The 15699-nt window shown below is 38.5% G+C and carries 18 protein-coding genes; 7 read left to right on the forward strand and 11 right to left on the reverse strand.

Translation table 11 applies throughout. The features are described 5' to 3' along the window. Together BBROOKSOX_RS05265 and BBROOKSOX_RS05270 are read left to right on the forward strand one after the other, a co-directional pair. Positions 1–990, forward strand: a 990-nt coding sequence (locus BBROOKSOX_RS05265) for a phosphoribosylformylglycinamidine synthase subunit PurQ (RefSeq protein WP_180323863.1), incomplete at its 5' end; no start/stop codon positions are given. Then, entirely contained in the window at positions 968–1639 is a 672-nt protein-coding gene (locus tag BBROOKSOX_RS05270) for a M48 family metallopeptidase (RefSeq protein ID WP_139660197.1), read from the forward strand. The genes BBROOKSOX_RS05265 and BBROOKSOX_RS05270, both read left to right, overlap by 23 nt. 123 nt (positions 1640–1762) lie before the next feature. Here BBROOKSOX_RS05270 and BBROOKSOX_RS05275 read toward each other — a convergent pair whose 3' ends face one another. From BBROOKSOX_RS05275 to trhO, 4 genes are all read right to left on the reverse strand, one after another. Then, positions 1763–4000, reverse strand: coding sequence for an FG-GAP repeat protein (locus BBROOKSOX_RS05275; RefSeq protein ID WP_180323864.1), 2238 nt, complete (start codon positions 3998–4000; stop codon positions 1763–1765). 670 nt (positions 4001–4670) lie between these two features. Beyond that, positions 4671–5000: a Grx4 family monothiol glutaredoxin gene (grxD, locus tag BBROOKSOX_RS05280; RefSeq protein ID WP_139660199.1), complete on the reverse strand. Its 330-nt coding sequence runs from the start codon at positions 4998–5000 to the stop codon at positions 4671–4673. A gap of 33 nt (positions 5001–5033) precedes the next feature. Continuing rightward, positions 5034–5627, reverse strand: a complete 594-nt coding sequence (locus BBROOKSOX_RS05285; protein ID WP_139660200.1) for a class I SAM-dependent methyltransferase — start codon at positions 5625–5627, stop codon at positions 5034–5036. A gap of 1 nt (position 5628) precedes the next feature. Beyond that, positions 5629–6591, reverse strand: coding sequence for an oxygen-dependent tRNA uridine(34) hydroxylase TrhO (gene trhO / locus BBROOKSOX_RS05290; protein WP_139660201.1), 963 nt, complete (start codon positions 6589–6591; stop codon positions 5629–5631). Between the two features lie 59 nt (positions 6592–6650). Here trhO and dxs point away from each other — a divergent pair, with 59 nt between their 5' ends. Next, a complete protein-coding gene (dxs, locus tag BBROOKSOX_RS05295; protein WP_139660202.1) occupies positions 6651–8453 on the forward strand; it encodes a 1-deoxy-D-xylulose-5-phosphate synthase in 1803 nt (600 codons plus the stop codon). After that, positions 8450–8944 carry a DUF2062 domain-containing protein gene (locus BBROOKSOX_RS05300; protein ID WP_139660203.1) on the forward strand — a complete coding sequence of 165 codons (495 nt, stop codon included), beginning with the start codon at positions 8450–8452 and terminating at the stop codon, positions 8942–8944. The genes dxs and BBROOKSOX_RS05300 overlap by 4 nt, the downstream gene beginning before the upstream one ends. Here the strand turns inward: BBROOKSOX_RS05300 and ispG are convergent. The 5 genes from ispG to smpB form a co-directional block, all read right to left on the reverse strand. Next, positions 8930–10006, reverse strand: coding sequence for a flavodoxin-dependent (E)-4-hydroxy-3-methylbut-2-enyl-diphosphate synthase (gene ispG / locus BBROOKSOX_RS05305; protein ID WP_139660204.1), 1077 nt, complete (start codon positions 10004–10006; stop codon positions 8930–8932). The genes BBROOKSOX_RS05300 and ispG overlap by 15 nt on opposite strands. Beyond that, positions 10003–10305 (reverse strand): hypothetical protein, encoded by a 303-nt coding sequence (locus BBROOKSOX_RS05310; protein WP_139660205.1) that lies wholly within the window; start codon positions 10303–10305, stop codon positions 10003–10005. Before BBROOKSOX_RS05310 ends, ispG begins: the two co-directional genes overlap by 4 nt. Further along, entirely contained in the window at positions 10302–11375 is a 1074-nt protein-coding gene (rlmN, locus tag BBROOKSOX_RS05315; RefSeq protein ID WP_139660206.1) for a 23S rRNA (adenine(2503)-C(2))-methyltransferase RlmN, read from the reverse strand. Before rlmN ends, BBROOKSOX_RS05310 begins: the two co-directional genes overlap by 4 nt. Before the next feature lie 49 nt (positions 11376–11424). Next, positions 11425–11700: an HU family DNA-binding protein gene (locus BBROOKSOX_RS05320; protein ID WP_139660207.1), complete on the reverse strand. Its 276-nt coding sequence runs from the start codon at positions 11698–11700 to the stop codon at positions 11425–11427. 157 nt (positions 11701–11857) lie between these two features. Beyond that, positions 11858–12337, reverse strand: coding sequence for an SsrA-binding protein SmpB (gene smpB / locus BBROOKSOX_RS05325; protein WP_139660208.1), 480 nt, complete (start codon positions 12335–12337; stop codon positions 11858–11860). 5 nt (positions 12338–12342) lie between these two features. Between smpB and BBROOKSOX_RS05330 the strand changes: the two genes are divergently transcribed. From BBROOKSOX_RS05330 to BBROOKSOX_RS05340, 3 genes are read left to right on the forward strand one after another with little or no spacing between them, the layout of a single operon-like run. Next, positions 12343–12774 carry a type II toxin-antitoxin system RatA family toxin gene (locus BBROOKSOX_RS05330; protein WP_139660209.1) on the forward strand — a complete coding sequence of 144 codons (432 nt, stop codon included), beginning with the start codon at positions 12343–12345 and terminating at the stop codon, positions 12772–12774. Next, positions 12767–13306, forward strand: coding sequence for a pseudouridine synthase (locus BBROOKSOX_RS05335; RefSeq protein ID WP_139660210.1), 540 nt, complete (start codon positions 12767–12769; stop codon positions 13304–13306). The genes BBROOKSOX_RS05330 and BBROOKSOX_RS05335 overlap by 8 nt, the downstream gene beginning before the upstream one ends. Continuing rightward, positions 13293–14081 carry a ferritin-like domain-containing protein gene (locus BBROOKSOX_RS05340; protein WP_139660211.1) on the forward strand — a complete coding sequence of 263 codons (789 nt, stop codon included), beginning with the start codon at positions 13293–13295 and terminating at the stop codon, positions 14079–14081. The genes BBROOKSOX_RS05335 and BBROOKSOX_RS05340 overlap by 14 nt, the downstream gene beginning before the upstream one ends. On the opposite strand, the gene BBROOKSOX_RS05345 is transcribed toward BBROOKSOX_RS05340, so the two are convergent. Together BBROOKSOX_RS05345 and BBROOKSOX_RS05350 are read right to left on the reverse strand one after the other, a co-directional pair. Next, on the reverse strand, positions 14067–14951 hold the full coding sequence (locus BBROOKSOX_RS05345; RefSeq protein ID WP_139660212.1) for a DUF3530 family protein: 885 nt from the start codon (positions 14949–14951) through the stop codon (positions 14067–14069). The genes BBROOKSOX_RS05340 and BBROOKSOX_RS05345 overlap by 15 nt on opposite strands. After that, positions 14944–15477 carry a tetratricopeptide repeat protein gene (locus tag BBROOKSOX_RS05350; protein WP_139660213.1) on the reverse strand — a complete coding sequence of 178 codons (534 nt, stop codon included), beginning with the start codon at positions 15475–15477 and terminating at the stop codon, positions 14944–14946. The genes BBROOKSOX_RS05345 and BBROOKSOX_RS05350 overlap by 8 nt, the downstream gene beginning before the upstream one ends. Positions 15478–15699 lie beyond the last annotated feature (222 nt).

The raw sequence follows: 15699 nt of genomic DNA on the forward strand, positions 1-15699 counted from the left end.
AAGTGCATACACACCATTGCCAAAATCAATAACACTGATACCATTAATATTGGTGATTTCAGCAAGCAACGCAGTGCACTGCAACAACTGTGGAGTAAAACCTCTTATGAGATCGTCAAACTTAGAGACAATCCTGAGTGTGCTAAAGAAGAATTTGACGCAATAGCACAAGACACCCTAGGGCTGCAAACCCAGCTAAGTTTTGATGTTAATCAAGCGCCCGCTATTCTAACCCGCAGACCTAAAGTTGCTATTTTGCGTGAGCAAGGTGTTAACGGTCAGATTGAAATGGCAGCAGCCTTTGATAAAGCCGGTTTTGAAGCTGTTGATGTGCATATGAGTGATATTTTGCAAAACCATCTTTCGTTATCTGAGTTTAGTGGCTTAGTGGCTTGCGGTGGGTTTTCATATGGTGATGTACTTGGTGCTGGACGCGGTTGGGCGAGCTCTATTCTTTACAATCCACAGGCTAAAGAAGCATTTGAAGCTTTTTTCAATCGTGATGAAAGTTTTGCCTTGGGGGTTTGTAACGGTTGCCAAATGCTCTCTCAACTCAGTGATATCATCCCTGGCGCACAACATTGGCCAAGTTTTAATCGTAATGTTTCTCAGCAATTTGAAGCCCGCTTTTCTTCGGTGAAAATCGGCAAAAGTCATTCAATTTTCTTAGACGGTATGCAAGGCTCAGTTATACCAATTGCCATTGCACATGGCGAAGGTCGCGCTATTTTTACAGGTGAACAATCAAATAATATCGCCTTGCAATATGTTGACCACAGCGCCAACCCAACCCAATCCTACCCACACAACCCCAATGGTTCTGACAATGCGGTGGCAGGAGTGAGCAACGACTCTGGACGAGTAACGATTATGATGCCACACCCAGAGCGTGTTATTCGAGCAGTGCAAAACTCCCACCACCCCAAAGATTGGGATGAGCGTAGCCCATGGATGAGGATGTTTGAAAATGCCAGAGCTTGGGTTGGTTAAATATAAATTAATTCGCTCAAAACGAAAAACACTGTCTTTACAAATTGATAAAGACGGCGCTTTATCAGTGCGTGCACCCATGCGCTTAAGTGTCAAAAAAATTGAAAGTTTCATTTGTGAAAAGCAAGTCTGGATTGAAACAAAGCAAACACAGATACGGGCAACAAAACCCGATAAAATCAACTATCAAGCGGGGGGATATTTTTTATTTTTAGGTTACTCATATCCTTTAAAATTAGACAATACTGAGGTGCCTGTACGCTTAAACAATAAAAAATTTTACTTAAGCACAATCTATGATGCCGCATCCGCTTTCCATTGGTTTTACAAAAAAGAATTTATCAAAATCGCCCTACCTAGGCTTGAATATTACAGTCAAAAACACAATTTAATCTTTAACCAAGTGCGCTTCAAAGCACAAAAAACACGCTGGGGTTCTTGCTCCAGTCAAAATAATATCAACCTTAACTACTTGCTAATGATGGCACCCATGTGGGTTATTGATGCCGTTATCGCCCACGAATTAGCACACATAGCACACAAAAATCACAGCAAAGACTTTTATCAACTACTGGACAGCATGATTTCAACACGCAAACAAGCGGATATTTGGTTAAAAGATAACGCTCAGAAGTTGCATAATTTATAGTTTACTTCAACTATTAAAGTCTCCCTCGGTATTGCTTTTCAGCAAATTCAGCATCAACTGCGCTGTTACTTTCTTGTCTCTTTGTTTAGGGCGTTTATACTCTAAAGTAAGTCTTAGTTGTCATTAACCATTATAGTAGAATATTTCTACATGTTGATGTATCCACAACTCCATATGAGGAGCGGCATCATTCTTATACACATCATAGGATATATTGCCTTGTGTTTTTTCCACCCTACTTTTATAAAAGCTACTCCCTTCCAATACTAAATCAACTCTCCCAAATCTATCGCCAAGAAGTTTAAGAATATATTTACCAGCGTGTGCTTCAGATATATTTAAAATATTGTTAAGATTAAGCCTCAGGACATTGCTGTCATAGTGATATTGACTAGAAATATCGATTTTCTCAATACCTTGTATGCGTGTATCACTGATTTTGGTTAAATCTAAGGTAACAGCAGATTTTCCTCCCCCGTCTAATTTAATAGTATCAATACCGCTGCCACCATCAATACGAGCACGATTTCCTTTGCCTGCTTTTTCTAGTTCTACGGCATTATCAACATTAATATAGATAACATCGTTGCCTGCACCTGCATGAAATACATCCATACCACCCTTGCCTTGTAGTATATCATTACCCGAACCGGAGACAAAAATTTCATCACTACTATTGCCTGTAAAACTATTATTCGCTTCACCACCCAAATAATCAATGGCGTATTTTGATCGATTACCTAAATTAGTTAAATTAATGGCACCCGTATCAACCTTGCCAAACACAACATAAGATTTACCCGAATAACTGCCATGTACACTAGATCCATAAGCACCAATAACGAGATCATCTAATCCATCGCCATTCACATCGCCAGCACCAGAAACCGAAATACCGCTCTCATCATTTCCATGTTCACCGTTAATAACAAATCCCCCTATGCCAGAGGAAATATCACTAAGATTAACAATGGCATTATTGGTCTTGCCAAATACAACATAAGATTTTCCCGACTTACTGCTGGCATAATGAGCACCAATAATCAAATCACCTAGTCCATCGCCGTTAATATCACCAGCTTTGGAAACGCTATAACCACTTTGATCGCTCTCAGATTCGCCGTTAATAATAAAGCCACTTGTGTTGATCACAGTGTCTAACATACGAAGATCAACAGCCTCAACATCGGCTGTTTTTTTACCAAATACAACATAAGATCTTCCTGCATATGTATTTTTATCTGCATAAGAACCATAACCATAGGCACCAATAATCAAATCATCAAAACCATCGCCATTAACATCGCCAGCAGAGGAAACTGAGGTTCCACTATAATCTCCTTCATGTTCACCCTTGATAACGAAACCATCTGAATTAGCGACAATGCTCCCAAGATTAATAGCAGTATTTGTGGTTTTACCAAATACAACATAAGATTTACCCGAATTAACGCCACTTGGATGCCCATAAGGGACACCAATAATTAAGTCATCAAGCCCATCACCATTGACATCGCCAGCACTAGATACGCTGTAACCACTACCAACACTATCAACTCCGCCATTAATAACAAAGCCTATACTGGCAATATTACTAAGATTGACGGTAGCATTTCTGCTTTTACCAAATACAACATAAGATTTTCCCAAGTAACTACCAGCAGTGTAAGCACCTACAATCAAATCATCAAAACCATCGCCATTAACATCGCCAGCACCAGAAACTGAATAACCACTATTATCTCCTGCATATTCGCCCTTAATAGAAAAACCACCTAAATTAGCAGCAATGTCGCTAAGATTAACAGTGCTATTGGTATTTTTACCGAATACAACATAAGATTTACCCGAAAAATTGCCATTCGCATAAGCACCTACAATCAAATCACCAAAACCATCACCATTAACATCGCCAGCACCAGAAACTGACCAGCCACTATAACTGTTATACTCACCGTTAATAGTAAAGCCCGACAAGGTTGAATCAAGATTAACACTGGCACCTGTGGTCTTACCAAAAACAACGAAGGATTTGCCTTTATAGCTATTAGCATCCCTATAACTACCAATAATAACATCGCTAAGCCCATCACCATTCACATCACCAGCATTGGAAACACTATATCCACTATAATCATCCGCTGTATAACCGTTAATCTTAAAACCACGATCCATTGAAGTTGATCTGGCAACTCTATAATTCACATTTTTGTTAGCATGATTGCTTATCTCAGAATAAAAGTCATTGTAGGCACCTAAAGAATAATTCAGATTATTGGCAGTAACAATATTGGCACTCAATATTCCAGCAACAATAATACTGGCACTTAATATTCCATCTAATTTTTTATTGATATTCACAAACATACACCCTGTTAATTTAAAAAGGAACGCATTATACCTAATACAAAAAATAGTGTTGTGATTTTTTGAACCTATCAATAATTCTGCCTTTGATAGGGCAATAATCCGCCACGCAGAATGCAATAAAAATCCTGATAATGTAATGGCAGCCATACTATCGGGATAGACAGAATCCGTTAGCCAAACTGCCCCTAAGGTTGTTAATTAACCATAATATTTTAGAACATCCCCCAATCGAAGTCATATTAATATCTTCGTTTCGATAGCGCCACAATATTAACAAGCAAAGGCTGTTTTCCACCAGTCCTAATAAGCTAAAAACACTCATTATCTCAAAAACAGCTAGACTGGGCACAAAGAATTTGTAACCCACTTATCCAATGACAAACAATACACTGAGAAAGATTAAAATACCTTTAAAATAAGCAACTTTGGCTTTGAAAATTACCCTTGATCCAGTGCATACAAACTCAGCGTATAAGCAACAACACTGTCACCAAAGTTATTCAAACTGTCTGCCAATAATGCACTGGTGTTACCCTATGGCTATCACCCCAATGACAAAAATACAGCGAGATTGATAACAAACACTCGCCTTGGACTAGTGCGTTGATTACTTTTATTGCTGTCTAAGTTACAACTATTATCAACAACGCTGTTTCATTAGTTATTGACTGGTAAATTTATCCGTGGCTTCCTGCATAGCGGCTTTTAAAGTACCCATCTCTGCCATTTCAACAATAATATCACCGCCGCCAACGAGCTCTGAGCTCATATAAATTTGTGGAAAAGTTGGCCAATCAGCAAAGCTGGGTAAGTTTTGAAACACTTCTTGGTCTTCAAAGATATTGACATAAGCAAACTCAACACCCGTTGATGCGAGTGTTTTTGCAGCGGTAGCTGAAAAACCACATTGTGGGAATTGTGGCGTGCCTTTCATATATAAAACGATTGCAGCGCTGTCTACTTGCTTTTGAATTCTTTCCATGACTTCCATTTCTATCTCCTTAATATGTAATGCTTGAGTATTTTACTCTGATTTTATTGCTTGATGTAGTGTGTACTTCTGTCCTTGCTTGAGTTTTTTGTAATTACCAAATACAGATTTAAAATTGTCTTTAATGAAATGCCGTAAGCCATTAATGGTAACAAAAGTAATCTTACCCCCTGGCTTGAGTGCATCAAAAGCATCATACAAAATGATACTTAACTGTTCTCTACCGACTTTAGCTGGCACATTGGAAATCACTTGATCAAAATATTCGGTCTTATTCACACTTAAAAATGCATCAGATAGGTAGGCTTTAGCGTTGTTAATGTTATTGAGTTTGGCATTAGCGTTGGATAATTCAACCGCAACAAAATCCTTATCTACCATATGCACTTCACCCTTTAGGCAAGATTTAGCCACAGCCAAGCCAATTGGCCCATAGCCACAGCCAAGGTCTAGACACTTATCTGCCTCACTCACTTTCAGATATTTCATCAGTAGTAGCGTGCCATCATCAATTGAGCGCGGTGAAAACACCCCCCAGCGTGTTTTAAGCGTTAAATCATGGCCCAATAAATGAGTTTGGATGGTTAAATCTTGTTTGAGTTTGGGAATATCGCTACGAATAAACATATTATTTTTGTGCCTCTTTTTTGGCTTTCTTTTTCGCTTTGGCATTAATGATCTGCGCTGCGTTATCGCCAATATGCTCTTCACCACGCGCCTTTGCCAATTCAATTTGGTGTTGTCTTTCTTTGTAGCGATTGAGTTGCTCTGTAGAGCGTGTGCCAAAACAACGCGGACAAGCAACGCCTTTTTCATAATGCTGGTGTTGCTTATCAGCATCGGTAATTGGGTAACGACAAGCATGGCATTGGTCATATTGCCCTTGCTCTAAATTATGTTTAACAGCAACACGCTCATCAAATACAAAACACTCACCATTCCACATGCTATCAGCTTTATCAACCTCTTCTAGGTATTTTAAAACACCACCTTGTAAGTGATAAACTTCTTTAAAGCCTTGTGATTTTAGGTAAGCGGTTGATTTCTCACAACGAATGCCTCCTGTGCAAAACATTGCCACTTTCCTATCACGATATTGTTCTAAATGCTCTTTGGTATAAGCAGGAAATTCTCTGAAAGTCTCCGTATTTGGATTAATCGCACCTTGAAAACTGCCAATATTGTATTCATAGTCATTGCGCGTATCAATCAATAATACATCAGGGTCGCTAATCAATGCATTCCAATCTTTGGGTTTAACATAAGTACCGACTGAGGCAAGCGGGTCAACATGTTGCACACCCAGCGTGACAATTTCTTTTTTAAGTTTGACTTTAAGTCGCTTAAACGGCAAGTTTTGAGCGTAAGAAAATTTAATTTCTAAATGGTTAAAACGCCCATCGTCTTCAAGAAATTTAACCAATTTTTCAATGGCATCCTGCGTGCCAGCAACCGTGCCATTCAAGCCTTCTAACGCCAAAAGCAGTGTACCCTTGATTTCCAAATCATCCATTAATGCACGCAAAGGTGTGCGAAACTCTGCAAAATCATCAAGACGAACAAATTGATACAAGGCGCAAATAGTAATCATACAAAAATTCAAAAACAAATCGTGTTATTTTACCATTTGAAATGTAAAATAAGGATTCTATGCTTAACTCAATTCATTCGCCAGCAGACATCAAACAACTTGATTTAAGTGAGTTACAATCTTTGGCAGATGAAATTCATCAATTTTTAATCAGTAGTGTAGAAAAAACTGGCGGACATCTTGCCTCTAATCTTGGTACTGTTGAAATGTCAATTGCCCTGCATTATGTATTTGACACTCCCAAAGACAGCATTGTATTTGATGTTGGGCATCAAGCTTATACACACAAAATACTCACAGGACGCAAGGACAAGATGCACACTTTGCGTCAAAAAAATGGTCTATCTGGATTTACCAAAAGACAAGAAAGTGAGCACGATAGTTTTGGTGCTGGACATTCATCGACTTCAATTAGTGCAGCCTTAGGTATTGCCATTGCCAATGGCATTAACCACAGTAATGGTAAATCTATTGCTGTGATTGGCGATGGTGCCCTCACCGGTGGTATGTCGTTTGAGGCACTTAACCATGCGGGTGATAGTGAGACAGATTTGCTCATTATTCTCAATGATAACGACATGAGTATCTCAAAAAATGTCGGCGCTATGAATAAATATCTAACCAAACTCATCTCTGGAAAAATGTATTCAACGATGAAAAACAAATCATTGAGTTTTTTGGAAAAAATGCCGCGTATGCATGAATTTGCCAAACGCTCAGAAGAGCATCTTAAAGGCATGGTTTTGCCCAGCACTTTGTTTGAAGAATTAGGTTTAGAATATTACGGACCCATTGATGGGCACGACTTACCGACCTTAATCAAAACTCTAAAAAACTTAAAAGCGCAGAACAAACCAAGACTACTTCACTTAATTACCAAAAAAGGCTATGGCTTAGACAGGGCAGAAAATGACCCTTGTAAGTTTCATGGTATCGCACCTGCATCTGATGACTCAAGTACACTAGACAGTTATAGCAATGTTTTTGGACGCTGGTTGATCAACACTGCCAGCAACAATAAAGATTTAATAGCCATCACCCCTGCAATGTGTACGGGTTCTGGCATGAGTAAGTTTGAGCAAAAATTTCCCGATCAATATTTTGATGTAGGCATTGCTGAGCAACACGCTATCACCTTTGCAGGGGGGTTGGCAACACAAGGTTTAAAGCCTATTGTTGCTATTTACTCAACTTTCTTACAGCGTGGTTACGACCAACTTATTCATGATATTGCCCTACAAAACCTCAATGTTATTTTTGCCATTGACCGTGCAGGTTTGGTGGGTAGCGATGGCGCCACTCACGCAGGGTGTTTTGATTTGAGTTTTTTAAGATGTATCCCAAATCTAACCATTATGGCACCAAGCAATGGTTTAGAGTTGTATCAAATGCTCAATACCGCCTTTAAAATGGAATCACCCGTTTGTATTCGTTACCCACGAGGTGTGGCAAATATGGCGAAATATGAGACTCAAGACACAATAGAAATTGGCAAAGGTAATGTGTTATTAAAAGGTGAGAAAATCGCTATTTTTGCTTATGGTAGTAGAGTTGATAGCGCATTAAAAGCAGGCAAAGTGCTTGGAGGGAGTGTGATTGATATGCGCTTTGTGAAACCATTAGATGAGCAACTTATCAGTCAAATAGCAAACTCACATCAGCAGTTGATTTCCATTGAAGATAATGTTATATTGGGTGGTGGAGGTAGTGCTATTAGTGAGTATCTACATCAGCAAAAAATTACCACGCCTTTACAAATTTTAGGTTTACCCGATGACTTTACTGAACAAGGCTCTCAAACAGAGTTGTATCAACAATACGGACTAACAGCACAAGGTATTATTAAGACCATACAGTCATGAAAAAACTCCTAAAACGCTATAGCCCTAATCCAAACGAATTAAAAAATCACAAACACTTGGAGTGGCTGGGTAAGCACCTGCAGCATTCAGGTTTATGGAACTTTAATAGAAAATCTATTGCTAAAGCTTTTGCTGTGGGTCTATTTTGTGCTTTTATTCCCGTGCCTTTTCAAATGCTTTTAGCAGCGCCAAGTGCTATTATTTTTTCTGCAAACTTGCCGGTATCAATCGCTTTAGTGTGGATCACCAATCCTATTACCATGCCACCAATTTTTTATGGTTGTTATAAACTGGGTGCTTGGATTTTGGATGTCAGCATAGAAAAAGATTTTGTCATGTCATTGGACTATGTATGGCAAGTGTTTAGCACGATTTGGCAACCTTTCTTACTCGGTTGCTTGATACTGTCTGTGGTTAGCTCAGTGCTTGGTTATTTCGCCATTCAGTTTGTTTATCGACTGAGAGTCTACAAAAGATCAAGAAGAGGCTAATTTTCGTCTGATTTGCATTTCTAATTGGTCAACCAAATCTTCGTTACTGACTTTAGAGTGTGTTAAGCCATCAATATACATTAGGTTGGGTTCACCGCCTGTTAGCCCAACTGACACTGCTTTGGCTTCACCCGGTCCGTTAACCACACAACCAATCACTGCTACATCAATCGGCTCATTAATATCTTCTAAGCGCGCTTCTAGCTCATTCACCACCTTAATCACATCAAACTTTTGTCGTGAACAAGATGGGCAGGCAATCAAATTAACGCCTTTTTGGCGCAAACTAAGTGACTTTAAAATATCAAAACCAACACGCACTTCATCTACCGGATCAGAAGCTAAAGAAACTCTAATTGTATCGCCAATACCTTCTGATAATAACAAACCCAAGCCAATTGAAGACTTAACCGTACCAGAACGCAGTGACCCTGCCTCAGTAATGCCTAAATGTAGCGGGTTGTCAATTTGAGAGGCTAGTTGCTGATAAGCAAATACCGTCATAAAAATTTCACTGGCCTTGAGTGAAATCTTAAAATTATCAAAATTTAATTTATCTAAAATATCAATATGTCTAAAGGCAGATTCAACCATGGCCTCAGGTGTTGGCTCGGTATATTTTTTTTGTAAATCTTTCTCCAAAGAGCCTGCATTAACACCAATACGAATAGGAATGTTATTATCCAGTGCTGATGCTACCACTTCTTTTACTCTGTCTTCTCGTCCGATATTACCTGGGTTGATACGCAGACAATCAGCGCCATATTGGGCAACCTTGAGTGCAATTTTGTAATCAAAATGAATATCAGTAATGAGCGGAATACTTACTTGCTTTTTTATTTCTTTAAAAGCTTCTGCCGCATCCATTGTTGGTACAGAGACGCGTACTAAATCAGCACCTGCACTTTGAATGGCTTGTATTTGTGCAACGGTTGCCGCTACATCATGTGTGTCGGTATTAGTCATACTCTGCACAGAAATTGGTGCATTACCGCCAATGGCAACATCGCCAACAAAGATTTGCCTAGATTTTCTTCTTTTGATGCTATGGGTGGATTTCATCGCTGTCTTCTATGAAAACGATTTACCTCATCCAAATTTTCTAACAACTTAGGTTCTTCTGGTCTTGGGTTGATTGTGGTAGTTTCAATATTCACAGGGGTAGAGATAATTTTAGCTTGATCAGATTCTGGTTCTTTAACAATAATCAGGTTTGTGCCTAATTTTCTTGACACCCTCTCATTATTCAAAAAATAATAACCAACAGCAACAGCAAATATAACTAGCGGTATCCATCGCTTAAAACCCCCGCCCATTTCTCTTTGCCTAGAATGGTATTCAATGCCTTCCATGCCCATCATACTACACCTCTCGTGCGTTTAGTTTTATCAACAACTTTGCCAGCTAATTGCCCGCAAGCACCATCTATATCTTCACCACGAGTGCGTCTGGTGGTGGTGCGAATACCATTGTCAAATAAAACATCTTGAAATGATGCAATTTTAACCTTTCTTGAAGTCTTATATTGAGTTTCTGGAAAAGGGTTAAAAGGAATTAAATTCACCTTGGCTGAAAGTCCTTTTAATAAGGATGCTAATTTCTTAGCTTGAGCAGTGCTATCATTTACCCCATCTAACATCACATACTCAAACAAAATATGGCGCTCTTGCGTACCTGCATTTAAGTAATTTTTACAAGCTGATATCAATTCTTTAATGGGATATTTTTGGTTGATGGGTACTAACTCATCACGCAAAAAATCGTCCGGCGCATGCAAAGAAACTGCCAAACTCACGGGGGTTCTATCTGCCATTCGTAGTAGTGCTGGCACCACACCTGAGGTTGAAATAGTCACTTTGCGTCTAGAAAGCCCAAACGCTAAATCATCCAGTAACAAATCACATGCCGAGTACACTGCCTGTTCGTTTAACAAAGGCTCGCCCATCCCCATAAATACTACATTAGAAATACGCCTATCTTTGTCACTTAAATACTGTTTGGCAATCATCACCTGAGCGATAATTTCTGCCGTTGTCAGGTTGCGATTAAAACCTTGCATACCCGTAGAGCAAAAAGTGCACGCTAATGAGCAACCTACTTGTGACGAAATGCACAGTGTGCCTCTGTCTTTTTCAGGAATATATACCGTCTCTATGAAGTTATCTTTACCTGTGTCAATGACCCACTTAATCACACCATCCAGTGCATGGCTCTGCTTCACTACTTCAGGCAGTTCAATACAAGCAGTCTCATTAAGTTGTTCTCTTAATTTTTTACTTAAATTTAACATCTTGTCAAAATCAAACTCATAATATTTATAAATCCACTGCATCAATTGTTTAACGCGATAAGGCTTTTCCCCTAAAGTTTCAAAAAACTTAGTTAATGCTGTTTGATTAAGACTTAAAAGGTTTTGTTTGTTGTTTGACATAACAAAAAAAAGCACCCGAAGGTGCCTTTATTTTATAAATGGTTAAATATTAACCGTTTACAGCATCCTTAAGTGCCTTACCTGCTTTAAATGCAGCCACTTTAGAGGCAGCGATTTGGATAGTTGCACCAGTTTGTGGGTTGCGACCTGTGCGTGCAGCACGGTCTCTAACAACAAAAGAACCAAAGCCAGTTAACTGTACGCCGTCGCCTTTAGACATAGCACTAGAAATAGCGTCAGTTGTCGCATTTAGTGCACGAGCTGCGTCTGCTTTAGAAAGGTTTGCTTCTGATGCAATTGCATCGATTAATTCAGATTTATTCATGTTTATCTCCTCGAGAGTTTTTATTAAAAAAATACTAAAAGTCTTTATAGACAGGAAATGAAAACAATAACACACACTCATCCCAACAGTTAGTATACATAATTATAGACAGAAACCCCCTATTGTGTCAATGTTTTTTAATAAAAAATATGTTTTTTTACTTAAGACTTTCTTTTAATGTCCTGTGCTTATCTCTTTTCCAATCTTTTTCTTTGATATCTTGACGCTTATCATGTGACTTTTTTCCTTTAGCCACACCAATTTCCAATTTAACATTGCCTTTAGACCAATACAACTTGAGTGGTACAACAGTCGCACCCTTCTGATTGATTTTATCCTTAATACGATTAATCTCTAAACGATGTAGCAGCAGTTTTCGTGTTCGTGTTGGGTCTGCATTGACATGTGTAGAAGCGTATTTCAATGGGGAAATATGACTACCAAATAAAAATAGCTCGTTATTTTTCAAAATAACATAACTTTCCTTAATCTGTACTTTGTTGTCACGCAAGCTTTTTACCTCCCAACCTTCTAAACAGAGTCCAGCCTCTAGGCTTTGTTCTATAAAATAGTCATGTCGTGCTTTTTTATTAACAACAATCGTGTTTGAATTTGTTTTTTTATTTTTCTTAGTCATAAACCATGCATCAAATCTCTAAAAGTGCCATTGTTGCCTATTCTTGTAAGCAAATGTATCAACTGGTCAATCAAATTAATGATTACCCGCAGTTTCTTAACTGGTGTTCATCCACTGATATTTTAAATCAAACTGAGCAAGAAATTACAGCTTCGATTAGTATTAATAAAAGCGCATTCAGACAGACCTTTACCACACTCAATACACTAACACCAAATGCGCGTATTGATATGCAACTTAAAGACGGACCTTTTAAACAATTAAACGGTGCTTGGATTTTTACACCACTCAATGATAATGCTTGCAAAATAAGCCTTGAATTGGAGTTTAGTTTTGCCTCAAAGCTAGTTGATATGGCAATCGCCCCTATTTTTACTTTAATCTCCAATACACAACTTGATGCTTTTGTTGAGCGCGCTAAGCAAATCTATGGGTAATCATGCGTCTGTCATCTTGTTTAACAAACCATTTGGCATACTCTGTCAGTTCAGTGGCAATGAGAGAAACTTATCTAACTTTATTAATGAAAAAGGTTTTTATCCAGCGGGACGCCTTGATAAAGACTCAGAAGGTTTGATGATACTCACTGATAATGGCAAACTGCAACACCAAATTTCAGACCCAAAGTTTAACAAGGAAAAAACCTATCTTGTGCAAGTGGATGGCGAAGTTACTCATGATGCAATGACTCAATTATGCCAAGGTGTCGTATTAAAAGATGGACTGACTAAACCTGCCAGGGCAAATGTTGTTCAACAACCTGATTGGCTTTGGAGTAGAAACCCATCAATACGCAAACGCAAGAATATTCCGACTTCATGGATTGAACTTAAAATCACCGAAGGAAAAAACCGTCAAGTTAGGCGCATGACTGCTCATGTTGGCTTTCCAACACTTAGACTGATTCGCACCCAAATTGGCGATTGGCAATTAAATAATATACAACTAGGAGAATATGAACGCCTTTAAACTGACACACCGGGCTTTAATGAGTAATGTTATTGATGACAAAATCAAACTCACCCAGCAACTACAGTTACTTAGTATTAACCAAAAACTGAGTTATGAAGCCACGCAGAAAATCCAAAAAATACCCAATCCAGGTAGACCTAAGAAACCTGAGTTAGTCAGATTTCAATCGCTACCACAGCGAGACAAATCAGACCTTGGCTTTATTAAAACCATTCATGCAATTTGTCATATTGAATTTAATGCAATCAATCTCGCCTTGGATGCTGTCTATCGATTTCAGGATATGCCTAAACAATTTTACCAAGATTGGATTAAAGTGGCTTTTGAAGAATCACAACACTTTACGCTGATTAATAACTATCTAATTGAACAAGGATATCAATACGGAGACTTTAAAGCGCATAATGGCTTATGGAAAATGACCGTTGATACCGATTATGATGTGCTTGCGCGTATGGCGTTAGTACCCAGAGTATTAGAAGCCAGAGGTTTGGATGTCACACCAAAAATCCAAAAACGCTTTATGTCTTCTAAATTCAGTGCCATGGTTGATATTTTAGATATCATATTTTTTGATGAAATCAATCATGTGAAAACCGGTAACACTTGGTTTCATTACTTTTGCAAACAAAGAAATATTGAACCCCTGAGCACCTTTGATAAATTAGTGAAAAAACACATAGGCAGCAAACTTCGAGGTCCATTCAACATTGAAGCTAGAAAATTAGCCAACTTTTCCAAACAAGAATTGGAATACCTAGAGCGTATCTAGCCAATTGGCAACTTTGGTAACAAGACGCTCAACCGAACCATCATTCTTATTGTAATAATGCTGCGCATTTGCAATAATCATCTGCACTGATTTTTTATTGCCTGCAACCTGAATCAAATGCGCTCTATAGTCTGCTAATTTTCTCACCCCAGTAAAATCATTATCAGCATAAACATCTAAGATAGGCACCGACATCTTGTGAAATGGAAAACCATTAACAATCTTTTGCTTGTAATCTGTTGCACCCACGCCAATACCAATATAACCTTTAATCTTGCTATCACCATATTTATCAAGGTAGCTCATTGACATATGTGCCCCGCAGCCGTGTGCAATCAGTACAATATTATCAATACCTTTTGCTTTATAAAAATTAATCGCTGCATCAATGCGCTCATGTGAATAAGGGAAAATTGGCACATAATCGTAGTATTTAGCCCCCTTACCCAATACGGGCATTTGCACCGACAATGTATGCCAGCCCTTTTCTGTCAACCCAGTGCGAAGTGGCTTAATCGTATCCGACCAGTTTGCATGTTGCCCACGATTATGCAGGATAATGATGCCACCCTTAGGTTTATCCGCTTCACTTTCCATAAAAATACTAAAAATTTCCCTGCCATTTTTAAGCCTCAGATACTCTACATCACCATCTATAACCGCATCAGCTATTTGATTGACAAGACGATGTTCTCTATCAAAATCTGGCTCAATACCCACAAATTGATTAAACTCAGCGCGTAATTTATTCGGATTAAACTCACCAAACATTGGCAAGTTTGGTAATGTCGGCATAAATGGTAATGGAAAACCCGCATAAACACTCTGTGTACACACCAGTATTGTTAAACTTAGTAGTATTTTATTCACCCTGTCCTCTCTTTAATCTATCCAATGCAGTTGGTGCTTGCGGATGGTTATTGTCTTTTGCTCTTTGAAACCAGTAAGTCGCTTTCTTGATATTGTTTTTCTCTAAAAATAACGAAGCCAAATTAAACTGCGCGTATTCATCATTCGTATTCGCTGCTGTTAGCCACCACTGCTGCGCTTGTTTTGTCTTACCTTGTTGATAATACAACATTGCCAATTCACTTTGAGCATAAGAAAGCCCTTGTTTAGCGGCTTTTTCAAACCATTCAAATGCTTTGTTTTTATCTTTACTCACACCCAGTCCATGCAAATAACTCAGTCCAATATTATTCTGAGCTGAGCTATGCCCTGCTTTGGCAGCACGCATCATCCATACAAATGCATCTTTGTTGTGTCCTGCCTGTGAGTAATTATAGCCAGTGCGATACCATGCGTTTGCACGACTGTCTGCAAATGCTGGTGGTACGCTTAATACCCCTAATATAAAGAGTGAAAACACCACTATAAAACTTTGATTTTTTTGCATTATTATGTGCTTTTATTCTGTCAAGTCATTTCACAATAATGAATAACCAAAAAAAGATACTATTTTTACCAACAATAATCATTCATTATTATTATGAGACCTTTGCATAAATAGGAACAATCATCAGAAACCCACTTTTCACCCACTTGGCGATTTTTTAAACCCAGCCTTAGCCCTGCTAGGACAAGGTTTAAAGAAATCACCAATTGGGCAAAAATTGGA

This window comes from bacterium endosymbiont of Bathymodiolus sp. 5 South (assembly GCF_900128535.1).
Lineage (GTDB): Bacteria > Pseudomonadota > Gammaproteobacteria > PS1 > Pseudothioglobaceae > Thiodubiliella.